Origin of the sequence: Streptosporangium sp. NPDC000239 (assembly GCF_040300765.1) — a bacterium.
GTDB lineage: Bacteria > Actinomycetota > Actinomycetes > Streptosporangiales > Streptosporangiaceae > Streptosporangium.
This window is the reverse complement of sequence record NZ_JBEPEI010000038.1, coordinates 1-23886: the sequence shown is the minus strand read 5'-3', so window position 1 is coordinate 23886 and position 23886 is coordinate 1. Positions and strand designations below refer to the sequence as shown.

At 68.7% G+C, this 23886-nt stretch carries 20 protein-coding genes and 2 pseudogenes; 14 read left to right on the top strand and 8 right to left on the bottom strand.

Annotated features, from left to right (window positions below):
- Positions 1–70 precede the first annotated feature (70 nt).
- Together ABT340_RS42190 and ABT340_RS42185 are read left to right on the top strand one after the other, a co-directional pair.
- A complete protein-coding gene (locus tag ABT340_RS42190; RefSeq protein WP_352016580.1) occupies positions 71–271 on the top strand; it encodes a hypothetical protein in 201 nt (66 codons plus the stop codon).
- A gap of 35 nt (positions 272–306) precedes the next feature.
- Entirely contained in the window at positions 307–915 is a 609-nt protein-coding gene (locus tag ABT340_RS42185; protein ID WP_352016579.1) for a DUF2637 domain-containing protein, read from the top strand.
- On the opposite strand, the gene ABT340_RS42180 is transcribed toward ABT340_RS42185, so the two are convergent.
- Positions 881–1504, bottom strand: coding sequence for a hypothetical protein (locus tag ABT340_RS42180; RefSeq protein WP_352016600.1), 624 nt, complete (start codon positions 1502–1504; stop codon positions 881–883). The two genes, ABT340_RS42185 and ABT340_RS42180, sit on opposite strands and share 35 nt — an antisense overlap.
- Positions 1505–2118: 614 nt before the next feature.
- Between ABT340_RS42180 and ABT340_RS42175 the strand changes: the two genes are divergently transcribed.
- The 4 genes from ABT340_RS42175 to ABT340_RS42160 all read left to right on the top strand — a co-directional run bounded on the left by ABT340_RS42175 (position 2119) and on the right by ABT340_RS42160 (position 11102).
- Positions 2119–5859: an nSTAND1 domain-containing NTPase gene (locus tag ABT340_RS42175; protein WP_352016578.1), complete on the top strand. Its 3741-nt coding sequence runs from the start codon at positions 2119–2121 to the stop codon at positions 5857–5859.
- Between the two features lie 350 nt (positions 5860–6209).
- Entirely contained in the window at positions 6210–6917 is a 708-nt protein-coding gene (locus ABT340_RS42170; protein WP_352016577.1) for a site-specific integrase, read from the top strand.
- 43 nt (positions 6918–6960) lie between these two features.
- Positions 6961–7404, top strand: coding sequence for a hypothetical protein (locus ABT340_RS42165; RefSeq protein ID WP_352016576.1), 444 nt, complete (start codon positions 6961–6963; stop codon positions 7402–7404).
- Positions 7401–11102, top strand: a complete 3702-nt coding sequence (locus ABT340_RS42160) for a tetratricopeptide repeat protein (protein ID WP_352016575.1) — start codon at positions 7401–7403, stop codon at positions 11100–11102. Before ABT340_RS42165 ends, ABT340_RS42160 begins: the two co-directional genes overlap by 4 nt.
- A 194-nt stretch (positions 11103–11296) precedes the next feature.
- Here the strand turns inward: ABT340_RS42160 and ABT340_RS42155 are convergent, their stop codons facing one another.
- On the bottom strand, positions 11297–11689 hold the full coding sequence (locus ABT340_RS42155) for a hypothetical protein (protein WP_352016574.1): 393 nt from the start codon (positions 11687–11689) through the stop codon (positions 11297–11299).
- Positions 11690–11929: 240 nt separating this feature from the next.
- Positions 11930–12283 (bottom strand): hypothetical protein, encoded by a 354-nt coding sequence (locus tag ABT340_RS42150; protein ID WP_352016573.1) that lies wholly within the window; start codon positions 12281–12283, stop codon positions 11930–11932.
- A gap of 67 nt (positions 12284–12350) precedes the next feature.
- Here ABT340_RS42150 and ABT340_RS42145 point away from each other — a divergent pair, with 67 nt between their 5' ends.
- Positions 12351–12812: a bacterial transcriptional activator domain-containing protein gene (locus ABT340_RS42145; protein ID WP_352016572.1), complete on the top strand. Its 462-nt coding sequence runs from the start codon at positions 12351–12353 to the stop codon at positions 12810–12812.
- A gap of 90 nt (positions 12813–12902) precedes the next feature.
- Here ABT340_RS42145 and ABT340_RS42140 read toward each other — a convergent pair whose 3' ends face one another.
- Positions 12903–13268, bottom strand: a complete 366-nt coding sequence (locus tag ABT340_RS42140; protein WP_352016571.1) for a DUF6223 family protein — start codon at positions 13266–13268, stop codon at positions 12903–12905.
- A gap of 251 nt (positions 13269–13519) precedes the next feature.
- On the opposite strand from ABT340_RS42140, the gene ABT340_RS42135 reads away from it, so the two are divergent.
- On the top strand, positions 13520–14737 hold the full coding sequence (locus ABT340_RS42135) for a sensor histidine kinase (protein WP_352016570.1): 1218 nt from the start codon (positions 13520–13522) through the stop codon (positions 14735–14737).
- Positions 14738–14757: 20 nt separating this feature from the next.
- Entirely contained in the window at positions 14758–15432 is a 675-nt protein-coding gene (locus ABT340_RS42130; RefSeq protein ID WP_352016569.1) for a response regulator transcription factor, read from the top strand.
- 841 nt (positions 15433–16273) lie between these two features.
- Here ABT340_RS42130 and ABT340_RS42125 read toward each other — a convergent pair.
- Positions 16274–17344 carry a beta-propeller fold lactonase family protein gene (locus ABT340_RS42125; protein ID WP_352016568.1) on the bottom strand — a complete coding sequence of 357 codons (1071 nt, stop codon included), beginning with the start codon at positions 17342–17344 and terminating at the stop codon, positions 16274–16276.
- Positions 17345–17528: 184 nt separating this feature from the next.
- Positions 17529–18428 carry a hypothetical protein gene (locus ABT340_RS42120; protein ID WP_352016567.1) on the bottom strand — a complete coding sequence of 300 codons (900 nt, stop codon included), beginning with the start codon at positions 18426–18428 and terminating at the stop codon, positions 17529–17531.
- A gap of 483 nt (positions 18429–18911) precedes the next feature.
- Here ABT340_RS42120 and ABT340_RS42115 point away from each other — a divergent pair, with 483 nt between their 5' ends.
- The 4 genes and pseudogenes from ABT340_RS42115 to ABT340_RS42100 all read left to right on the top strand — a co-directional run.
- Positions 18912–19604: an arsenate reductase/protein-tyrosine-phosphatase family protein gene (locus ABT340_RS42115; RefSeq protein ID WP_352016566.1), complete on the top strand. Its 693-nt coding sequence runs from the start codon at positions 18912–18914 to the stop codon at positions 19602–19604.
- A 138-nt stretch (positions 19605–19742) separates the two neighbouring features.
- The gene (locus tag ABT340_RS42110; RefSeq protein ID WP_352016565.1) at positions 19743–20204 is read left to right on the top strand and encodes an HIT family protein; all 462 of its coding nucleotides are present in this window, start codon (positions 19743–19745) and stop codon (positions 20202–20204) included.
- Positions 20205–20262: 58 nt separating this feature from the next.
- Positions 20263–21468, top strand: a complete 1206-nt coding sequence (chrA, locus tag ABT340_RS42105; protein ID WP_352016564.1) for a chromate efflux transporter — start codon at positions 20263–20265, stop codon at positions 21466–21468.
- Between the two features lie 30 nt (positions 21469–21498).
- Positions 21499–21645: pseudogene (locus ABT340_RS42100) on the top strand (IS3-like element ISMyma3 family transposase); the annotation flags it as partial.
- 60 nt (positions 21646–21705) lie between these two features.
- Here ABT340_RS42100 and ABT340_RS42095 read toward each other — a convergent pair.
- Positions 21706–21813: pseudogene (locus ABT340_RS42095) on the bottom strand (IS5-like element ISFal3A family transposase); the annotation flags it as partial.
- A gap of 130 nt (positions 21814–21943) precedes the next feature.
- Positions 21944–22252 (bottom strand): hypothetical protein, encoded by a 309-nt coding sequence (locus ABT340_RS42090; protein WP_352016563.1) that lies wholly within the window; start codon positions 22250–22252, stop codon positions 21944–21946.
- Between the two features lie 609 nt (positions 22253–22861).
- Between ABT340_RS42090 and ABT340_RS42085 the strand changes: the two genes are divergently transcribed.
- On the top strand, positions 22862–23545 hold the full coding sequence (locus ABT340_RS42085; RefSeq protein WP_352016562.1) for a hypothetical protein: 684 nt from the start codon (positions 22862–22864) through the stop codon (positions 23543–23545).
- Positions 23546–23886: the final 341 nt, after the last annotated feature.

The following is a 23886-nucleotide window of genomic DNA, read 5'->3' as shown; positions in this document are numbered from 1 at the left end:
GCTGCGGCACTACTGCGACGGCGAGTATGGCCAGGAGCCCACCCCCGAGGCGTACGTCGAAAGACTCCGCGTGACCTTCGCCGAGACCCGCCGGGTCCTGTCCGAGGCCGACCCGAACGACAAGGCCGAGGTCCACGCGCAGACCGGCCTGCGCCTGACCTATCAGCCCCAGAAAAAGCTAGTGGAGGCTCGGGTTCAACCCGGCCTCCACATGTGCGAAAGGTACGTGTCCGAGGGGGAGCCGTACCAAACGCACACGCTTTCACGCTGACCACCAGGTTCCTGCTGGGCCAGGGGTGAGCGGCGATGGTGCCGAACTCGCTCACGGTGCGCCGGATCCAGCGCACGACCATCGCCTGTGTCGCTCTTCTGACGGTCATCGCGGCCGTCGTCCCGTTCCGCCACATGCACGAACTGTGCCTGCGCCACGGTGAGGACCACCTGGCGGCGGTGCTCATCCCGCTGGCCGTCGACGGCATCATCGTGGCGGCCTCGATGTCCATCCTGCTGGCCAACCGGTACGGCTCCCGCGGCGGAGCCCTAGCCTGGACCCTGCTCGTCGTTGGCAGCCTGGCCGGCCTGGGCGCCGACATCGCCGTGGCCGAACCCGGGCTGATAGGCCGCGTCATCGCCGCTTGGCCGAGCGTCGCGCTGATCGGTAGCTACGAGCTCCTGATGTCCCAGATCCGCCGGGTCTCCTGGAACACCGGACGGCAGCCTCAGCAGGACGGGGAGCAGGAGCCAGAAGACGATCGCCCCCGAGAAGGTGTGGTGGTCTTGCATCGGGAGGCGTGGCGGTGGGCGAGGGAGAACCGGACGCTCCCTTCGGGACGGGCGATCGCCGAACGTTTCGAGCGCAGTCCCCGCTGGGGCCGCTGGATCAAACGAGCGGGCCTGACCGGAAAACTGGAATGAGGCGGCTTCGTGATGCTGCTCTGGCGGCCTCCGCCGCTCTGCTGTCGAACAGCTCTAGGGAACCGAATCGGTGAAGGAACCGGGGTAGGGGCGTTGACCTGGGTGACGACGCTAGGCGAGGACTCTCGCCCCTGTTCTGGTCCAACGCCAACCTGTACGGCACGATCGACATCGACATGGGTCGCCGTCTTGACCTCGACCTTGTCGCCTGACCCTTCCCGTCGATCACGCCGATGGCTGAGGCAGGACGCCCTGGCCGGGTAGGAGGTCGGCCAGGGCGGTTCGCACGGCCGCCCGGCTTACGCCAGAAGCCCGTGCCAGGGCCGCGATCGAGGGAAGGCCGCCCGCACGTCCTCGCGCCGGTCACCGTCCAGCGCGGGCGGCTGGCCGCGGCGGCGGCGACCCCCTCGACGGTGAGCTTGTTTTGGATGTCACGTTGGAACTGGCCGACTGCGGTGATCACGTTGATGACGGCGGTGGTGGCGTCGCCTGCGGCCAGGTCGTGGAAGTTCGACAGCGGTCCGGACAGGGCGTGCAGGGCGATGCCGCAGGCTTGGCATCGGTCGCGGACGGCGTGGATGTCGAGCAGGTCGCGGCAGAGCCGGAACAGCTCCGAGACCGTCAGGGTGTCGCCGGGGTGCGCCTTGCGGCGATCTTGGGGTGCCGTTAAGAAACGTGCAATGAGCCGCCAAGCCTACGGAGCTGGATCATTGTCCTCGCGTGACGTCGTTGAGGCTCTCACTGATCGACATCCTCAAGGAGGCGATTCTGTGGACCGGTTCCCGGCCAAGATCACTGATGACCGCGCTGTGCCTTCGCGTCTTGCATACATCGCTCTCATGGTGAACGCCTTGGTACTGCAGGGCGTCCTGGCCGAACCAGGTTGGCCGCCCTGCTCACCCCGGCCGACCGGCGCGGCCTGATCCCGTTGTTCTGGTAGCGCGTGCGTCCGTACGGCGAGGTACGGCTGGATGTCTACGTCCGCTTGGAAATCCGACGGTTCACCGCCGGTGCGTGACAGGCGACAGGCGATCGGTGAGCGCTTACCGGTCAGGCCAGACCGATGTGCTGGGGATGGGTAGCGCTCGGCGGGGTTAGGCCGATAAGGCCATGGACGCCGTGAGGGGCCGAGATGCTGCTCCACTGCGGCCTCTGCCGTCGTCACGCTATGTCGGCCTGTCATATCGCATGGTCAGGAGCAGTGTGAGCCATCCCGGTGAGCAACTCCCCGAGCCGCCTGAGCCGCCCGCGCCGGATGGTCATGGCCTGCCGCCCGAGCAGATCGCCGCGGCCCAGAACGGGGCGCGCGGCTGGGTGCGGCAGGCGGCGTCCCAGTCCGCGCGGGGGATGGGCTGGGCGAGCCCGCGGGCGCTGCTGGCCGTGCTGTGCGCGAGCGCCCTGGCTCCCCTGGCCTTGGCCGAGCCGGGCCTGGCGGTGGCGGCGGCCGGGATCAACGTGGTCGGCTCGGTCGGGGCGAACCTGCTGTCGGACATTGTCGGCGCCTCCCTGGCCGCCGCCCGCGCCAAAACCAGTCTCAAACCCCACGGTGATGCGCACGCCGCTGCCCAGAGTGCCGACGGCCGGGACGTTGCCGGCAACGATGAGGCGTCGGCCGCGCAGCTGGCCGACCGGGTGCGGCAGGTGGAGCGGGAACTGGCGGCGCGGCTGGAGCAGGTCCTGCAGGCCGGAGACGCGCACGCCGAGGCGCTCGCCGAAACGCTGGAGAGGGTGCTGGCCGAGGTCGAGGTCACCCAGGTGGTGATCGGTGAAGCACTCACCCGGGGAGATGCCCGGCTGCTGGAGCAGATGATGGAGGCCTTCGCCGAACTCGGCCGGCAGAGCGCGGCGCTGGCACCGATGCTGGGACGGCTGGATGCCGCCGTAATGCGTATCCAGCAGACCCTGTATCGGCAAGATGCCGAGTATCACTTCGACCGCACCCAGACCCAGCAGCAGATCGCCTTGCTGCTGGTGATCCACGAGCATTTGAGTGAGCTGATGGCCCGTCAGCCCGCTGCCTCTGCTTCGGCGCCGAACGCGAGAGACACCGTGTGGACGGGCGGGTGCCCGTATCAGGGGCTGGCGCCGTTCGGTCCGGCCCAGGCAGGCGTCTTCTATGGCCGAGGCCAGGCCACCGCGCAGCTGAAGGCGATGGTCACCGCTCACCGTGACGACGGCTTGATCGTGGTGACGGGTGCGTCCGGAGCGGGCAAGTCCTCCCTATTGCACGCCGGGCTGCTGCCCGCACTGATCGCCCCCGCATCCGCCGCCGTCTCTTCTGCCGACCCCGATCGCGCAGGGTGGACGCCGGTGGCCTTCACCCCCGGGCAGCGGCCGCTGCGGGAACTGGCCACGCACCTGGCGGTGCGCTGCGGCGCTGACCCCGACACCGTGCTGCAGGAGATACGTGCTGACCCCGCCCAGGCCCGCCAACGAGCCTTGCAGGTGCTGTCCGCCGAACGGATCCGCCGCCACCAGCAGGGCACGAGTGGCGATGGCCCGCAGCGCCTGGTCGTGGTCGTCGACCAGTTCGAGGAGCTGTTCACCCTGGCTACACGTGAACATGGCGAACAGGCACAGACGTTCATCGCCGCGCTGGAAGCGATCACCACCGGCAGCGGTGTCAGTGGCAGGCAGGGGGCGGGCGCGCAGGCGCCCGGAGTCGTGATCGCGGCGGTACGCGGGGACTTCATTGACCGGTGCGCCGCCCACCCGGCGCTGGCGCGAGCGCTGCAAGAACGGGCGTTCGTACTGGGCCCGATGAGCGAGCAGGAACTACAGCGGGCGATCACCGGCCCCGCAGCCGCAGCCGGACTGCGGGTGGAAGAAGGGCTGGCCGAACAGGTGGTACGGGAGCTGACCGGCCACCTGCGCACCCCCGCCAGAGAAGGAACCGACGGAACCACCCCGGCGGAACTGACGGGGGCGTTGCCGCTGCTGTCGATGGCGATGGTCCGCACCTGGGCTCAACGGGAGAGTGGGCGGCTGACCCGGCAGGGCTATGACCGCTCCGGCGGCGTCGCCTCGGCCGTCAAGGGCACCGCAGAAGAGGCCTACGCCTCCCTCACCCCCCGCCAGCAGCACATCACCCAGCGCCTGATCTTGGCGTTGACGATCACCGGCGCCGACGGGCAGCCCAGTCGGCGCCGCACCACCATGGGCGAGCTGACGGCCTTGTGCGTCCCCGAGCCCGAGCTGGCCCGGCAGGTCGTGAAGGTGTTCACCGCCGCCCGGCTGATGGTCACCGGCCCCCCACCCCTAGCGGGGGCGGCCCCAGCCGATTCCGCATCAAACACCATTCCGGGCACCTCCCCGGCATCTGATTCTCTTGAGATGGCGGGGGCGGCTGGCACGGTCGAACTCGCCCATGACGCGCTGATGAGTGCCTGGCCACGCCTGCGGACCTGGCTGGCCACCGAGCACACCGACCGCGTCTTGCACGGGGAGATCCTCCGCGCCGCCACCGAATGGAGCCGAAACGATCGTGATCCGGCGTTCCTATATCGGGGGATCCGGCTGGAGAACACCCACAGCGCCGCCACGCGCTGGCAGGCCGAGCCCAGCCGCTACGTTGGTTTCGATCTGCCCAGCCCTGCTGAGGCGTTCCTGCGGGCTGGTATTCACGCTGCCAGCCGGACCCGGCGCCGCTGGCAAGGTGTATCCGCCGCCTTAGCCGGACTGCTGGTAGTCGCGATCATCACCGCGGTGGCCGCAGTGCGTTTCGGCCAAGACGCCAATCAACAACGCGCCGAGGCCAACCAGCAACGCACCCTGGCGCTGACCCGCAGCGCCCAGGCTGCCTCCCGGGAGGCAGCCGCCTACAGCCGATCTCTGCCCGACGACCCAGTGGCCTCGGCACGACTCGCCGCCGCGGCGTGGACCATTACCCATACCGATGAGGCACGGGCGAGCATGGCCGCGCTCCTCAGCCAGCCTGCGCGCGCTGTTCTGGCCGGTCACACCGGCGCGGCGTGGTCGGTGGCGTTCAGTCCGGACGGCACCCGCCTGGCCAGCGGCGGAGACGACAGGACGGTGCGGATCTGGGATGCGGCCACCGGCAAACCGGTCGGCGCCCCCCTCACCGGTCACACCGGCGCGGTGGCGTCGGTGGCGTTCAGTCCGGACGGCACCCGCCTGGCCTCAGCCGGGAAGGATAAGGTGGTGCGGCTTTGGGATGCGGCCACCGGCAAACCGATCGGCGCCCCCCTCACCGGACACACCGACATGGTGAATTCGGTGGCGTTCAGTCCGGACGGCAAACGCCTGGCCTCCGCCGGGTACGACGGGACGGTGCGGCTTTGGGATGCGGCCACCGGCAAGCCGATCGGCGACTCATTCACTGGACACACCGGCGCGGTGATGGCGGTGGCGTTCAGTCCGGACGGCAAACGCCTGGCCTCCGCCGGGTACGACGGGACGGTGCGGCTTTGGGATGCGGCCACCGGCAAGCCGATCGGCGCCCCCTTCACTGGACACACCGGCGCGGTGATGGCGGTGGCGTTCAGTCCGGACGGCAAACGCCTGGCCTCCGCCGGGTACGACGGGACGGTGCGGCTTTGGGATGCGGCCACCGGCAAGCCGATCGGCGCCCCCTTCACTGACAACACCAGCTCGGTGATGGCAGTGGCGTTCAGTCCGGACGGCAAACGCCTGGCCTCCGCTGGAGCCGATAAGGCGGTGCGGATCTGGGCGGTGGCCACTGGTAAGCCGGTCGGCGCCCTCCTCACTGGACACACCGACATGGTGAATTCGGTGGCGTTCAGTCCGGACGGCAAACGCCTGGCCAGCGCCGGGACCGACGAGACGGTGCGGATCTGGGATGTCGAGCTGCCGAATGATCTTCTGCGAGCGGTGTGCGGTATCGCGGTACGAGCCTTCACGCCTGAGGAGTGGCGGCAATACATTCCCAACGAGCCATACCGGCCCAGTTGTCCGGCCCGCTGATGGGTGCCGCCGTGACTCACGTGCTGTAGGTGACAGGTAATTCGCATTAGGTGTCACACTGGTCTCCCGGGCCGGGCAGATGCCCAGCTCGTCGCCGCCGCCGTCCACAGGTACCTCGACTCCGTCCAGACCACGACGACCCCGACAGCTACGCCGAGACCCTTGCACGGCTCACCGCGCTCGTCGGGGACCTACCCGCCAACATGCTTGCCCCCGAGGACTACGCCGCGGTGATGAAGCGATGGGCCGAGACCGCGGCCGCGACCTGGAACCGGCACCTGTCCATGCTCATCTCCTTCACCACCTGAACACAGCGCCAAGAAATCCTCGCCACCGACCCCGCCCGGCGGATGCAACGCCGCAAGAACGCCCGCCGCGGTGACCGCTCCATCCCGCGCGCCCGTCTGGGCAAGCTGTTCACCGACGACCGGCACCGTCTGCGCGAGCGGCTGCTGTGGCGGATGCTGTATGAGACCGCCACCCGCGCCGAGGAACTCCTGTCCCGCAACATCGAAGACCTCGAGCTGGAGTTTCGGCGCGGCCGCGTCACCTCCAAGGGTGGCGCGATCGAGTACGTTCACTGGCCCACCGGGACCGCCCGGCTCCTGCCACGTCTGCTGCGCGGCCGTACCACCGGCCCGCTTTTCCTCGGCGACGCCTTCGGTGCGCACGAGAAGGCCGGCCTCGGTGAGGATGTGGCGCTGCTACAGCAGGGACTGGGTCGCGGTGGAGACGCGGAGAGTAGACGATCTGCACCAGGCTTTCCTCGGGAAGGGGGGAGCCCGATCTTCCTGTTGGGAAATCCTGTCGTCAATTCGTGTGCGGAACCGGCCATCCGACATCACGATTTGTCACTTGATGTCCGGTTTTCGGGAGGGGTTGCGGGGCCCCGCCAGAGGGGGTCGGGAAGTCTTCTAATTCCGATACCCTCTGTCGCCGATGGGCCTCCACTGGGGAGCGCGCCTCTTGTCACTGTTGTTGTCGCTGTCCGGGGCGCAGGATTCGGTCGATACGTGATCACGCAACCGCATTGCGTGGCTTTGCCGGGTGATCGATGATGCCGGTATGCGCGGGCGTGGGCTGGTATGGGGTGGAGCCGCGGTGGCGGTGGCAGCGCTGGGTGCCTACTTCACGACGATGGAACTGGAGCAGGCCGATCATCTGGCTGGTGTGATCAGCCTGTTCGTCGCGGTGGCGGGGCTGGGGGTGGCGATCGTCGGGCTGCGCTCCGGGCCGGGGGGCCGTGTGCGGCAGGTGGCCAAAGCCCGGGGAAACAGCCGGATCTATCAGGCCGGTCGCGATCTGACTCAACATCCGTCGGCGCGGCCTGGGTCGAAGGCGGGTGAGAGCGGGCGGAGCTCTGATGGCGCGCAGGGTGACGGCTCGCAAGAGGAAGGGGCGCTGGGGGACGGCCCCCGCGAGGTATCGCAGCAGGCCGAAGCCGATAGGGGCAGCCAGGTGCGTCAGGTCGGCCGGGACCTCACCACGAGCGATGCCGACGAGGGCTACAGCGACGACGCGGACGAGGAGGGCGACGCGCGGTGAGTCTGTTCCGCAGGTCAGGTAAGGCGGCTCAGCACGCGCGGGCCACGGGGCTGGCGCAGATCTTCCAATCTGCCGGTGACATGGTCGTCTACGAAGACGGAGAGCCGTACCGGTGGGCGACCTGGCCCGCGCCGTCGGCGGACGCGGCGGGGTCGCAGGTGTGGCAGCCGAGTGAGCTGCTGCGGGCGGCTCACGCGGTGGTCGGCTTCACCGGCCGTGAGGGGGTGCTGAAGGACCTGCTGGCCTGGCGGGAGGGCAGCGGGCCGACCTCCCCGGGCGGGGCCTCGCGTTCGGAGGTCGCGGTCGAGCTGATCCACGGGCAGGGCGGCCAGGGCAAGACCCGGCTGGCCGGCCACCTGGCCGGACTGTGGCAGGGCGAGGGGTGGGCGGTGCTGTCGGCCCACCACCGGCGGGACCGCTCCGTCGGCAAGGCCTTCGCCGTCCCGGACCTGAAGCGGGCAGCCGGGATGCTGGTGGTGGTGGACTACGCCGAGCGGTGGGACACCGCCGATCTGCTGACGCTGCTGGGCGACACGTTGATCCGCGGGCGGCTGCCGGTGCGGGTGTTGCTGCTGGCCCGCCCCTCGGGCACCTGGTGGCAGAGCCTGCACGGCCGTATCCAGCGTGACCTGGGCGTGATGGCGAGTTCGCGCGAGCTGGGACCGCTGGAGAACGAGGCGGGCATCACCCGCCAGGGGCTGTTCGCCGCAGCTCGCGACCGGTTCGCCGACCTGCTGGACCTGCCCGCCGCCCGGCGGGTCGCCCCGCCGGCGGCGCTGGAACACCATGAGGCCTACCGGCTGGTGCTGACCGTGCAGATGGCCGCGCTGGCCGCGGTCCTGTCCGCGGCCGGTGGACAGGACCCGCCCACTGACCCGGTCGAGGTGTCCCAGGTGTTGCTGGCCCGCGAGCGGGATCATTGGGAGGCGCTGCACGATCGGCGGGAGCGGCCGCTGGCGACCTCGCCGGAGGCGATGGGCCAGCTGGTCTACACCGCCACGGTGACCGGCCGCCTCGGGCACGCCGACGGCGGGGCCGCCCTGGCGCGTGCCGCGATCGAGTCGCATCTGCATCCCGGGCAGATGCTGAAGGATCACGCGGTCTGCTACCCGCCGTCCGGGGCCATCGCCGGTTCTGACCGCGCGCCGGAGGCGGTGGGCGGGGGTGAGGTCACGGTGTTGGAGCCGTTGTATCCCGACCGACTGGGCGAGGACTTCCTGGCGTTGTCGACCCCCGGCCACTCCTACGCGTTTCCAGCCGACCCGTGGGCCGCTGACGTCCTGGCCCGGCTGCTGACCGTCCCCGGCGGTACGGCCGAGCCGGTACGCGGCGCCGATGGTGATGCGCCGGTGTGGATCCGGCAGGGGCTCATCACCGTGGTGGAGGCCTGTCGGCGCTGGCCGCATCTGGCCCGGCTTCAGCTGTATCCGCTACTGGAGGCCCGCCCCGACCTGGCGTTGCACGGCGGAGGGGCCGCGCTGGCCGCGCTGGCCGACCTGCCCGGGATCGATCGGGGGCTGCTGGAGCGGATCGAATCGGTACTGCCCAACCATCGGCACATCGATCTGGACATCGGGATCGCCGCGGTGGCCGTCCGGCTGGCCGAGCATCGACTGAGCGAGGCTGACCCCGCCAACCCTGCCGCCCGCGCCCACATCCACACCACGCTAGTCATTCCCTTGACCAACGCCGGTCTGTACGCGCGCGCCCTGACCGAAAGTGATCAGGCCACCCGGTTATGGCGTCGGCTGGCCGAGCTTAACCGCGATGCCTACCTGCCCAACCTGGCCTCCTCACTGACCAACCACGGCGTCCAGCTGGCCGAAGTCGGGCAGCGCCAGGAAGCGCTGTCAGTCAGTGAGGAGGCCGTCCGTCTCTACGGCGAGCTGGCCGAACTCAACCGTGACGCCTACCTGCCCAACCTGGCGATGTCGTTGAACAACCACGCCAACCGGCTGGCCGAGACCGGCCAGCGCCGGGAGGCGGTACCGGTCAGTGAGGAGGCCATCCGTCTCTACGGCGAGCTGGCCGAACTCAACCGTGACGCCTACCTGCCCAACCTGGCGATGTCGTTGAACAACTACGCCAGCCTGCTGGCTGAGAGCGGTCAGCGCCGGGAGGCGGTACCGGTCAGTGAGGAGGCCGTCCGTCTCTACGGCGAGCTGGCCGAACTCAACCGTGACGCTTACCTGCCCAACCTGGCCGCCTCACTGGCCAACCACGGCGTCCAGCTGGCCGAAGTCGGGCAGCGCCAGGAAGCGCTGTCAGTCAGTGAGGAGGCCGTCCGCCTCTACGGCGAGCTGGCCGGGCTTAATCGCAATGCCTACCTGCCCAACCTGGCCGCCTCATTGACCAACCACGCCATCCGGCTGGCCGAGAGCGGCCAGCGCCGGGAGGCGGTACCGGTCAGTGAGGAGGCCGTCCGCCTGCGTCGAGAACTGGCCGAACTCAACCGTGACGCCTACCTGCCCAACCTGGCGACGTCGTTGAACAACCACGCCAACCTGCTGGCCGAGACCGGCCAGCGCCGGGAGGCGGTACCGGTCAGTGAGGAGGCCGTCCGCCTGCGTCGAGAACTGGCCGAACTCAACCGTGACGCTTACCTGCCCAACTTGGCGATGTCGTTGAACAACTACGCCATCCGGCTGGCTGAGACCGGCCGACGCCGGGAGGCGGTACCGGTCAGTGAGGAGGCCGTCCGTCTCTACGGCGAGCTGGCCGAGCTTAACCGTGACGCTTACCTGCCCGACCTGGCGATGTCGTTGAACAACTACGCCATCCGGCTGGCTGAGAGCGGCCAGCGCCGGGAGGCGGTACCGGTCAGTGAGGAGGCCGTCCGCCTGCGTCGAGAACTGGCCGAACTCAACCGCGATGCCTACCTGCCCGACCTGGCGATGTCGTTGAACAACCACGCCAACCGGCTGGCCGAGACCGGCCGACGCCGGGAGGCGGTACCGATCAGTGAGGAGGCCGTCCGCCTGCGTCGAGAACTGGCCGAACTCAACCGTGACGCCTACCTGCCCGACCTGGCGGTGTCGTTGAACAACTACGCCGTCCTGCTGGCTGAGAGCGGCCAGCGCCGGGAGGCGGTACCGGTCAGTGAGGAGGCCGTCCGTCTCTACGGCGAGCTGGCCGAACTCAACCGCGATGCCTACCTGCCCGACCTGGCGATGTCGTTGAACAACTACGCCAACCGGCTGGCTGAGAGCGGCCAGAGCCGGGAGGCGGTATCGGTCAGTGAGGAGGCCGTCCGCCTGCGTCGGGAGTTGACCGGGCTCAACCGTGACGCCTACTTGCCCGACCTGGCGACGTCGTTGAACAACCACGCCATCCGGCTGGCTGAGACCGGCCAGAGCCGAGAAGCGGTACCGATCAGTGAGGAGGCCGTCCGCCTGCGTCGAGAACTGGCCGAACTCAACCGTGACGCCTACCTGCCCAACTACGTTCAGAGTCTTACCGCGATGGGATATGTCCTGGTCAAAGGAGCCCGGTTCGGTGAGGCGACCGCCCCGTTGGCCGAGGCGCTCATCGCCGGGCAGCAGCTGCCCGAGTACGCCCAGGGCATCATGGAAATGGTCGTCGGTCTGCTGCGCCACGCCTATGTGGGGGATGTCAGGGGGGTGAGCAGAAGCTTTCGCGAGGTCACCGGTCAGGGCGTCCCCGATTGGATGAAGCAGCCGCCCACCGTCGAGGGGTGAGGAGATCGCTGGTCAGCTGTGCCATGACCTGCGGTTGGGCCGTTCGGCAGGGGCGTACATTTCTGGGCCACCTACGGCGGGTCATGCATCGTTGTAGTTCCGAGCTTCGAGCCCGAATCTGCCGTATTCCGGTGACATCCGATCACCGTGGAGAGCTACGCGGCTACGTCGCCGAGTACGGTGAGCCCGCATAGTCACGGAGGTAGCTGGCCATGCGCAATGCTCACCTGCGAACGTACGCGGACAGGCAGGAGGAGCCGCCATCTGACGCCGACCTCATGCGGGAGTCGTTCTCCATCGATGTCCCAGGTGAACTGGTCGTCGGTCGCCGTAAGGACCGGACCGGTGTCGACATCCAGCCCGCGGGACTGAGCCTCGGTCTGACCGGTCCGGGAGCCGACGACGCGATCCGCGTGATCGTCCTGGACTTGCTGCGACAGGCTGATCGTTTCCGGGTTGAGGTCATTCTGAGCGCCCCTGACGGGCAGCGCCTGTTCGCCGTCTCCGCGGAGGAGTTGAAGGCCGTACCGGGCCTGATCGTCACCGGAACTTCTGATGCCGCCGTTGACCGTTTCGTGGGGACGCACTTCACTCGAAGCCGCATGCTCGTCGAGCGGGGAGCCGACGGCATCGACGCCCTCAGGAGGGAGGATCCCGGCGAGGTACTGCCTGCCGTTCTGCTCGTCACCTCGGTGCCCGACGAACTCTTCGACCAGGGTGTCGCCGAGATCCTGATGTCCGCCGACCGGAGCGGCGTCGGAGCGCTGTTGAAGGGGAACTGGCCGACGGGGACCACATGCGATGTGCGGGAGGACGGCAGGGTCGGCTCAGCCGAGGGGCCGAAGGCGGCCGGCTTCCAGGGCGCCTACTTCTTTCGCCTTCCCGTTCGGGACGCGACCGACTGCCTTCGGCAGCTTGCCGACGCCCACGAGGGTCACGCAGAAGTCGAAGAAGAGGCCTTCGCCGGGCTGGGAGATCCTGCCTGGGATGGGCCCGGACTTGTTCGGCTGTCGGTTCTCGGCCGACCGGTCGTCCAGGTCATAGGCCGTTCCGGGACGGTGCCGCTGACCGGTCTGCAGCTGCAGTTGTTCGTCTTCCTCGCCCTTCATCCGAACGGAGCCACGCGTGATGAGATCTGCGCCGCTCTGTGGCCGGAGAAGGCGGTGGACGTAGGTGTTCACGACCCTCTCCGCCATCTGAGAGACGCCCTCCGATCGGCCACCGGCTACGTGAACACGGGACGTCGCGGTGCCCCTTCGTCAAGGCACACGGCCGGACGTACCGCATCGAGTCGACCTGTGGGATTTCCAGAACGCGATCAGCGCAGCCCGTACCGCCGGCGACAAGGCGGCACGAGTCATCGCTCTCGGCCAGGCCGCTCAGCTCTGCCGTGGCGTGCTCGCCGAAGGACTCACCTGCGGATGGATCGACGAGAGACGCGGTCCCCAGACGCGGATCCAGGCCGACGTGCTCAGCCAACTCGCCGAACTCCAGGAACGGGACGATCCGGAAGCCGCTCTCGACGTCCTCGAACGAATCATGGTCCTCAACCCGGACCCGGAGGAGACCTGGCGGCGCATCATCCGCCTCCGACTCCGCCTGAACCGCCGCGACCAGGCACGAAACACGGCGGCGCTCCTGCGGAAACGCCTGCAGGAGTTGGGAGTGAGGCCTATTCGCGAGACGGAGAGACTGTTCTCGGAGCTGTGATCGTTCCGATACGGCACGTCCGGGGTCGAGCACGAACCAGGAGGTGCCGTTGAAGAACGACACGGGCACTGGCCCGGCCTCAGGGCCGGGTCAGGCTGTGCGACGGGAGCGTGCCAGAGCCAGCCCACCGAGGACCATGGCGATCAGCCCGATCGCCAGATCCACGAAGCCCCCGACTATTCCGTAGCCGGTGCCGGGACCACCTTCGGCGGCGGCCACGACCAGCCCGCCGATGACCATGCAGGCCAGCCCTGCCACCAGGGCCACGATGGCCCTCTTTCTCCCGGTGTCGGCACCGATACGACCGGCGGAGCGGGCCAGAGCCAGCCCGCCGATGACTACGCCGGGCAGTCCCAGCAGAGCGGCCACCACAGTCCAGAGACGCCCGGAGGTCAAGGTGTAAGCACCGACGGGCTGGACCAGGACGTGCGCGGCTGCCGGTGTGGCGAGTCCCACGATTCCGATTAGGGCGGCTGCGGCGGTGGCTAGCGAGTGACGGATGGACATGAGGATCCTTTCTGTCGGTAGCGTGTTCAGCGCTCGCGGAATCGATCATCGTGCCGTCGAGGTGGTCGCGGCCTCCGACAGCGGACGGCAGTGTCTACGCAGTTCCGCGTAGACACCTCGTGCCTGGCTACATCCGTCGTCGTATGCGGTCGCGCATCTGGGCGGAGTGGTCTCATGTGCGGGAACCGTAGGATCGCGGGATGAAACACCGCGTGGTGTCGTTGCGTCTGCCTGCGCTGGTGCAGGAGGTGTTGCTCGCGCTCTTCATCACCGTGACGCAGGTTCAGGGCACGATCGTCCGAAACGCCGGCGAGGTGGTGCAGCGACCCCTTACCGACCTCGGAAACCTGGGATATGTCCTGCTGGTCGTGAGTGGCGTGGCCGTCGCCGCCCGCCGCCGATGGCCGTTGCCGGTGTTCGTCACCACCGCCCTCGCCAGCTTGGTGTACTACGGCCTTGACTTCCCGGACGGACCTGGCTGGCTCGGGCTCTACGTCGCCCTGTACACCTTGGCAGCCTATGGGGACGGGCGCCGGTCGCTGGTGATCGCCGGTGTCGGTACTTCGGTGCTCGCCATCGCCTGGCTGGTCGCCGCGGCTGACATCGAGCCACGCGCCGCCATCGGCTGGGTGTGGTTCCGGATCGGCGCGTCGGTCATGAGCGCGGCCCTTGGCGAGTCCGTCCGGTCCCGACAGGTCATCGCGGCCGAAGCCAAGGAGCGCGCTGAGCTGGCCGAACGGACTCGCGAGGAGGAAGCGCGGGCGCGTGTGGACGCCGAACGGCTCCGGATCGCGCGCGAGGTCCACGACACCGTCGCCCACGCCATAGCGATCATCAACGTCCAGTCCGGTGTCACCGCGCACGTACTCGACAAGCGGCCGGAAGTGGCGCGCGAGGCGCTGCGAACCATCGAGCAGACCAGTTCCCGGGCGCTGCGGGAGATGCGGGCCATTCTCGGGGTGCTCCGTGACGACGACGGTGACGGTGACGGGCGGGCGCCGTACCCCGGGCTGGGGCAGATCGACGAACTGGCCGCCAAGGCACGTGAGGCCGGACTCGACATCACGCTTGAGGAGACCTTGCCCTCGGTGCCGTTGCCCAGCGCGGTGGGAGGTGCCGCCTACCGAATCCTTCAGGAATCGATCACCAACGTGATCCGCCACGTCGGTCCGACTCGGGTGACCGTAGCGCTGAGCCCCGGGATCGACGCCTTGGAGATCCGCGTGACGGATGAAGGCCGCCGTGCCGCCCGGCATCCGAGCGGCACGGGCGACTCGGCCGAACCCGGTCGCGGGATCGTCGGCATGCGCGAGCGCTGTCAACTGCTGGGCGGAGAACTCGACGCCGGGCCCCTTCCAGGCGGCGGGTTCGAAGTCAAGGCCCGACTGCCCCTCACACCGACCGGGTCAAGCCTATGAACACAGCGGCCGTCTCACCGTTGACCAACGCTCCGATCAAGGTGTTGCTCGCCGACGACGAGGGTCTCGTGCGATCCGGGTTCAGGGTTCTGCTCGACCTTGAGGACGACATCACCGTGGTGGGAGAAGCCACCAACGGTCACGAAGCAGTCGAGCGGGCCCGCGCCATCCGCCCCGACGTCGTGCTGATGGACATCCGCATGCCCAAGGTGGACGGGATCCAGGCCACCGCCCAGATCGCCGGGACGCACGGCTTGGAGCAGGTCCGGGTCCTCATCCTCACCACCTATGACACCGACGCTTATGTCTTCGACGCCTTGCAGGCCGGTGCCAGCGGCTTCCTGCTCAAAGACGCCGGGCCTGCCGAACTCCTGCATGCCATCCGGGTGATCGCCGCCGGAGACGCGCTGCTCGCGCCGCGGATCACCCGACGCCTTATCGGCCAGTTCACGGCGCGACGAACGGCTGTCCGTGCCGCGGAGGACCGGCTCGCAGTGCTGACCGAGCGCGAGCGCCAAGTGCTTGCCCTGGTGGGGGAGGGCCTGAGCAACCATGAGATCGGTGCCGAGTTGTTTCTCAGTCCGGCCACCGCGCGCACCCATGTCAGTCGCGCGATGGCGAAACTGGGTGCGCGCGACCGTGCGCAACTGGTCGTCATCGCTTACCAAACAGGACTGGTCAGCCCTGCGGTGTAGGGCACGGCCACGCCGCGCTCGTACGGCGACCGAGCGTAGATGATCACGTCGTTGTCGAACGCCGGGGACGCCCGCCGTCGCGGCCGCGCTCGCGGTCGGCGGATGAGAGAACGTGGTGTCTGACCGGTATTTCTGCGAGACCGAACGCTAAGGGTTGTTATCGCAGATAGTGAATGATTGCCTGGGGTGACGTCGATCCCGTCCCGGGAGATTAACGGGGGCGACTCTCGCTGCTTGTCTGCGATAGCCCGTGGGAGGGCACCGGGGGGTCGCTCCACCGCCTGTAATCGCCGTCGGCCGCTCTGGCGCTGGAAGCGGCGGGTGCGTTTCTCACTCAGGTCGCCAACGCCAACGCTGCCCGCGTCTACGGCATCGCCTTGCGCGCCCTGGTCGCCGAACGCTTCGAGACCGCCATGCCCAACGTGCGGGCGGACCGTGGGCCCTGCAGCGGTTGCGCCACTCCGCTCTTACCCACGCCGCCGAAGACGGCGCCAACACCTCCACTCTGCTGGTCTACTCCGGCCACACCTCGGTCGCCTTGCCGGCCCGCTACGCTCGCGTGTCCCCGAGGCGATGGCCCGTTGGCAGGCCAACCGGGGCCTGGCGACGCGACGCCGGTAACACCCACGACGCCGAAACCCCAATTCCGGGGCAGGGCCATGGCTCCTGTTCGGCACGCCGATCACTCGATCTTCATGCGGTGCCTGGCCGGTGGGGAACCGGACGTCCGCCGCGCCCGGCCATGAAGTCGTGGGGTCGGGTGCGGCGGGTACGTCCCTGGAGGGGCTGGGTTACGGTCCCCGTGCATCGTCAGATGGAGCGCCCCTTCTGCGGGATGGGGTCACCGGGCGAGGGTGAGTACCGAGACGCTGTGGGAGCCGGTGTTGGTGACGTAGAGGAAGGTGCCGCCGGGGCCGGAGGCGGTCCAGCGGGGGTCGTCGCCGACGGCGACCTCGCCCAGGACGGTGTTGGTGCGGGTGTCGAAGGTGAAGACGCTGTCGGAGCCGGAGTTGGCGACGTAGGCGATGCGGTTGCCGGTGTGCAGGGCCAAGCCGCGCGGGTTGGCGCCGACGGTGATGGTCGCGGTGACGGCGTTGGTGCGGGCGTCGATGACCGAGACGGTGCCGCCGATGGTGTTGCTGACGTAGACGGTGCGGCCGTTCGGGGTGACCAGGACGCCGCGGGGCTCGTCGCCGACGGTGATGGTGGCGGTGACGGTGCGGGTGGCGGTGTCGACGACTGAGACGGTGTCGGAGTCGGAGTTGGCGACGTAGGCGGTGCGGCCGTCGGGGGTGAAGGCGATGCCTCTGGGGGAGCGACCGACGGTGATGGTGGCGGTGACGGTGTGGGTGGCGGTGTCTATGACGGTGACCGCTCCGGAGCCGGTGCTGCTGACGTAGGCGAAGCGGCCGTCGGGGGCGATCGCCACCCAGCGGGGGGCGTCGCCGACGGGGATGGTCTTGATGACCTTGCGGTGTGCGGTGTCGATGACGGACACCTCGTCGGAGTCGCGGTTGGCGATGTAGGCGAAGGCGCCGTGGCGGACGAAGCCGACGCCGTAGGGGAAGGCACCGACGTCGATGGTGTCGATCACGGTGCGGCGGCGCACGTCGATGACCGAGACGGTGTTGGATCCGGCGTTGGCGACATACGCCTGGCGCCAGCCGGGGGTGAAGGCGACCGCGCGGGGGTTGAGGCCGACGTCAATGGTGGCCAGCACCACGGGGCGTCCTGGGCCGGGGTGGGTTTCGACGTGGCCGTTGGCCGTCACGCCGGACAGCGGGCCCGCCGGTGTGGTCACGGTGACCGCCGCGGCCGGTGTGCCGACGGTGATCAGGGCGGCGCAGGCCAAGAGGGGCGGCAGGAGGCGGCGGGCGATGTTCTGGCGGGGACCGAGACGGTCAGGTGACATGGGTGAGGTGACCTTTCGTGAGGAGGGAAGGCTGCGGGGCCGGTCATAGAGGACGCAGTGGCCGGCCCGGCGGCTCGCCGTACCAGGAGGCGAAGCGCGCATGCCTGGGGTGGCGAAATCGGCACCGACGGTTCGGTGATCGGTGCGGCGGGTGAGCGGAACGAGGAGCGGTCAGGGGAGCGGGTCAGGCGGGGGCGCCGGGTGCCGCCGTAGTCGGCGGGGACAGCGGTTCGGTGCGGGTGCGCGCCAGGGCGTAGGCGGCGGCGCTGACATACAGCGTGATCGGCAGCACGTAGTCGCCGTCGCGTTCGACGAACTGGAACCACTCCTGGCCGACCAGCGGACGCAGCAGTTCGGTGCCGAGTTTCCAGACCAGGACGAACAACAGCAGCGACCGCCACGGCTTTACCAGGATCGCCAGGCCAAGCAGGATTTCGAAGGCGCCGACCAGCACCATCAGGTTGGCCGAGTCCACGGCTGTCTTGCCGAGGCCGAAGAAGGCGAAGAAGTCATACCAGTAGCGTTTGTGCTCGAAGGCGCCGAAGCCGCCGTGGCCGATCAGCAGCAGGGCCAGGCCGCCGCGCATGGCCCAGTGGATGGCGATGAGGGTGCGGTCGGAGATGGCGGCGGGCTCATCCACGCGCTGCAGCCAGCGGCGCAGTGACCAGCCGCCCCAGCCGGCCATGATCAGCAGTGCGAGTGGCATGCCGTAGTTGCCGCCGCGCTCGAGGAACTCCCACCAGCCTTCGCCGACGGTGGGGCGTAGCAGGGCGGTGAAGATGCCCCACACGGTGGTGTGCAGCAGCAGGATGCGGGCGGGCCAGAACAGGATGAGCAGCCCGATGGTGATGTCGATGGCGCCGGTGACGTACATCAGGTAGTTCAGGGCGACGTCGGAGGAGATGCCGAACAGGTCGTAGTAGGGCAGCCAGGCCCGTGAGCGGCTCAGGCCCGCCCAGCCGTGCCCGATGAACTCGATGCCTACCCCGATGCGCAGCAGCCAGTAGAGCTTGGTGGTGACCGAGGCCTCGGCGATGGTTTCGCGCAGGGATTTTCGGCCTGGAGAGAAGAGGGTTTGGCTCATCACGGACGCCCCAATCTTGGACGGTGGGGGTGATATCCGAAAAATAGGCTTAAGAGATGAGCAAGGAAAGAGGGAAATTGCGCATATTTTTGCGGAAGCGTGCCACGTATTCCGAATCAAGGCGCGCAAAATTCGCCTCTGAGCTGCAGCTTCCGTTGACGCGTCAATATGACGCCGGGCGAGGCCGGTCGCGCGACAAATCGCCTGTACCGATGGCTTCGCGATGCGGCAAAAAGGCGGGGATTCTATTTTCGGTCCCATTTTTTACGAGTAGGGGAAATAAGAAATCCTTTCCGTCGTCATGTCACTGGAGTGCATGGGGTTGCCGGTGGCCGTCGACGACCGGGTCCATGCCGTGAACGCCTTGGGGGCGCGGGTCCGACGGCCCCCTGGGGGTGTCGGCGAACGGGGTGAGGGGGGTGCGGGGCGTGGTGATCAGGTGCGGCGTTGACTCATGAAAACACCTCAGCCACCATTGACTCAATGGACATTGAAGGAAGGGTGTCGCCCGAGCGCCTCGCCCTGCACCAGGCCCTGGCCGACCCGGCCAGGCTGGCGATCATCGACGCCCTGGCCGTCGGCGACCTGTCGCCTGGAGAGCTGGGCCACGCCCTGGACCTGCCGTCCAACCTGCTGTCCCACCACCTGCGTGTACTGACACAGGTGGGCCTCATCACCCGCGGCCGCTCCCACGCCGACCGCCGCCGCGTCTACATCCGGCTGATCCCCTCAGCCCTTGAGGCCCTGAACCAACGCCGGGTCGTCACAGCGCCGCGGGTGGTGTTCGTGTGCACCCGCAACGCCGCCCGCTCCCCCCTGGCCGCCGCGCTCTGGACATCACGCAGCGCCGTCCCGGTCACCTCCGCCGGCACCCAACCCGGTCCCCGTCTCAACCCCCGCGCCATCGACACCGCCCGCCGTCACGGGCTGAGCCTGGAGCGGCACGGCACCGCCGACGTCCGCGACGTGCTCACCCCCCACGACCTGGTCGTCGCCGTCTGCGACAACGCCTACGAACACCTCGCCCCGGGCCTGCGACAGGTGCACTGGTCGATCCCCGACCCCGGCCCCGTCGACACCGACGAGATCTTCGAGGACGTCCTGGCCCTGCTCGCCGAGCGCGTCGACCGGCTGGCCACCCTGACCGGGCCCACGACGGCACCCGGCCCGCCGTGAGCGGCGCCCGCCAGGTGATCGGCGCTGATCGCCGCAGAACCGGCCCGCCGCACCGGTCCCGCTGTGCACCTTGCCCCGCGTTTCCCCTCATGCTCGGCGGCGTCGTCGGCGGGCATCGACCCGTCTCCAGGAGGAGCCATGACCGGTGAGCGCGAATGCCCCTACTGCCACCTGCAGGAGGGCGGCCAGGACCCGATCGGCGGATGGGTTCACAGCGACGAGCACTGGCTGGTCGGGCAGGGGCCCGCCGAGACCACCATGCCCGGCGCCCTGAAGATCACCTCACGGCGGCACTTCATCGACTTCGCCGAGATGACGCCGGACGAGTCGGCCTCCTTCGGCGCTCTGCTCACCCGACTGGACACCGCGCTGCGCGCCACGACCGACGCCGAACGCGTCCACCTGGTCTCCACCCGCGACCGCGTTCAGCACTTCCACGCCTGGCTGTATCCGCGCCCGGCCTCGCACGCGCTGCGCGGCACCGCCTTCCTCAACGCCCCGCAGCGCAGCGATCCCGCCGACGCCGCCGAGACCGCCCGAGCCGTCCGCGATCATCTGGACCACACGATCACGGCCGGCCCCACCTCACCGGCCCCCTGACCCGCCAGCGAACACCGATAACCGATATCGGCCCGTGTAAGAAAGACACCGGTTTCCCGTGAGCCCGCAACCACCCAGCCCGAACGGCACCTCGAACGACCCAGGCGACCCCGACCGCGAAGCAGCCCGGCGCCGCCTGCGGGAGGTGACGCTGGTGTTCCTCAAACTGGGCACGATCGCCTTCGGCGGCCCGGCCGCGCACACCGCGATGATGCGCGACGAGCTGGTGCGCCGCCGCGGCTGGGTCAGCGACCAGCGGTTCGTCGACCTGATGGGCGCCACCAATCTCATCCCCGGCCCCAACTCCACCGAACTGGCCATCCACCTGGGCTACGACCGGGCCCGCCGGCGCGGCCTGCTCGCCGCAGGCGTGTGCTTCATCCTCCCGGCCGCGCTCATGGTCACCGCACTGGCCTGGGCGTATGTCACCTACGGCCACACCCCCGCCATCCAGGGCATCCTGTACGGCATTGTCCCGGTGGTGATCGCGATCATCGCGCACGCCCTGTTCAGCCTGCTCCGCACCGTCGTCAAGAACATCTGGCTCGGCGCGCTGGCGGTCGCCGCCCTGGCCGCCTACCTGCTGGGCGTCAACGAACTGCTGATCCTGGCCACCGGCGCCCTGTCGGCTGCGGCCGTCCGGCTGGCCCGCCGGCTACGCCGCGATTCCCCCCAAGGGATGCTGGCCCTGCCGCTGCTCGGCCTCGGCGGCTCCCCGGTCTTTCCCGATCCAACCGGCGGGCAGCTGGCGCAGTTGTTCCTCACCATGCTGAAGATCGGCTCAGTGCTGTACGGCAGCGGGTACGTGCTACTGGCCTTCCTGCGCGGAGACTTCGTCGACCGGCTCGGCTGGATCACCAACCAGCAGCTCATCGACGCCGTCTCCATCGGCCAGGTCACCCCGGGCCCGGTCTTCACCACCGCCACCTTCATCGGCTACCTGGTGGCCGGGCCCATCGGCGCGTTCCTCGCCACCGTGGCGATCTTCCTGCCCTCCTTCCTTTTCGTCGGCCTGCTGACCCGGCTCACCGACTGGCTGCGCTCACGGGCCTGGACCGCCGCCCTGCTGGACGGCCTCAACACCGCCGCGCTCGCCCTGATGGCCGGAGTGTCGTATGAGCTCGGCCGGACCGCGATCGTCGACGGGTTGACTGCGGCCATCGCTCTGGCCACGCTGGTGCTGCTGTGGAAGACCCGGCTCAACAACGCCTGGTACATCGCGGCAGGCGCCCTGATCGGCTTTGCCCACACCCTGCTCGGCTGAGAGCCTCGACCGGAGCCAGGTCCCCTTCACCACACCTCCTTCCGGTTCACCACCCATCTGCTGGCGGCCGGGATCGATGCCTCCGTCGGTACCGTCGGAGATGCGCTCGACAACGCCCTGATGGAGGCACAGATCGGCTTGTACAAGACCGAGCTGATCAAGCCCCGAGGGCCTTGGCGAAGCCTGGCCGACCAGCACCTGAAACAGCAGCCCGAGCGTGTCCACGACGATGTGCCGCTTGCGGCCGTTGATCTCCTTGCCGCCGTCGTAGCCGCGCGTCGCGGACCGGACCGAGGCGGCGGCCTTGACCGACTGCGCATCGATGTTGCCCGCGGTCGGCTCCACCGCCCGGCCCTCGGCGATGCGGCACCGCGCGCAGCCGGTCGTGGAACTCGCCGGCCAGGCCTTGGCCGCGCCAGCGGCGGAAGAACGCGTAGACGCAGGTCCAGGCCGGGAAATCGGCTGGCATCGCCCGTCACTTGATCCCGTTGCCGACGGGGAAGCGCACCGCGTCGACCATCTCCCGGTGGCAGTACGCCTCCGGCTGCCCGCCCCGCCCTTCCAACCAGGCGGGCACCGGCAGCGCCGCCCGCACGACCCGCCACTCGGCGTCGGTCATGTCCGACGGGTACACGCGTGCCCGGACCGGCCGGTCGTCCGCGTTCCCGTACATGTGCGCGAGGCAGTCACACTCACGGTGGAACGGACCGGACTCGCCCGCCGCGACCGTGTACAACCGTGGCAACAGGGCCTCCTGGGCCTCCCGTTCGGCTTCGACAACCACTGAGATTCCAAGAGGCCCTGCTCGCATGCGCGACAGCACAGAAATCGCCCTGCCAGGAAACCAAGTCCTGTAACCCGACGCCGAGGTCGGCACGACAACGGCTTCTCAGGCACCCGTCGATCGGGTCGCTGCGGTACTGGATTTCGCGGAGTCCCGCCGAAGGTGACGGACGAACTGATCGGTGCCGGTAAATGCGGTGTTGGCCTGCGAGCCGCGCCGGAGCAGCGACCTCTCCAGCACCGCGAACAGGTCCGCGCGCAGTTTGGGCCTGGCCCCGGTCCGCGACGCCGCCAGTTTCACAGTCCCGTCGCCAGCCGTCATCGCGCATGTGCCACGCCTGTGGTCGCACCTCATCGGACCGGGAGCCTACGTCCTGCGTCTGACAACGCCGCGACAGGTCTGGACCTCGGGATCGACGCCTTCGGCAGCAGGGCTCGGACGGATCGTGACCTGCGACGGGCGACGCTCGGATGAAGGAACTCGGAGAAGTGACCTTCACTCGGATCGCCCGTCAGCATGCTGTCGTAGCTGTGAGGGAGGATCACGGCAGCTATCGAACGCTGCGGCGGCGACCACCCGCCGATGACCCCACTGTCGAAAGGGAGAGGCATGTTTCTCGAATCGCCCACCGCAAACTGGGATGCCGTGCCAGTTGAGGAGGCGCTGGAGCAGTACGACATGGCCGAAGCGAGCAACCGCACCAGCTGGGATGTCGACGACTATTTCGGTGAGGAACCCGAGCATTTCTACGTCCACCGCGGTGACCTGACGATCGACGGTGCGCTGGCGCTGGGCAACACGCCCTGCGAGGACGAGGACACGGTCTACGTCATCGATGGCGATCTGACCGTCAGCGGTCCCATCACCTTTTGCAACGCGGATGTCTACACTTCGCTCTACGTCACCGGCTCGGTCGTGGCACAGGATCTGGTGTGCCTCTGGGACAGTTGCCTGTTCGTCGGCCGGTCTTTGACCGTCCGGAACCTTCTCGCGACTTCGCTGTACGACCCGGCCGCCCTCGTCGTCAAAGGGCCGGTGTCTGCACACACCTGGCTTGAGATGGGCGGCCGGGGCTGTATCTACTTCGCCGGCAAACCAACGACCGACACCTGTGTTCGCGGTCACCTGGACGAGTACGCCGAGGGAGCCAATGCCGCTGTCTACCTCGGCGGGGAAGGCAAGGTCGCCAGCGTGGCGGAGGCGGTCCTGCCTGAGTTCCTCGAAGAGGACGGAATCGGCGACAGCCTGAAGATCCTGAAGGCGGTGCTTGAGGGCAGGCCCGTCCTGCGGTAGGCACCCGCCCAGGCGCGCTGTTGTGCCGGTTCGGGGTTCCCGCGAGCGCGTGGACCCCGACCGTCGAGGCCGACGGCACCGTCGGCGAGGACGTGTGGGACGGGGCTGGTCGTGCGGAAGGAACGCCCGCACCCCGGCGCCCGATTGTGGGCCACCGACGTGGACGTAAACCGCGTTCGCTGCGAACACCCTGGGCTCACCAGCGGAAACGCAGGAACTACATTCGGTAAGACAACGGCTTTTAAGGGGTCACGTCCAGTGAAGTGGTGTACGAGCTGACCTTCGCGTGATCCTGTTTCTGCAGGTTAAGCGGTAAGTGTCTGCGGTAGTGGGTTGTGGGC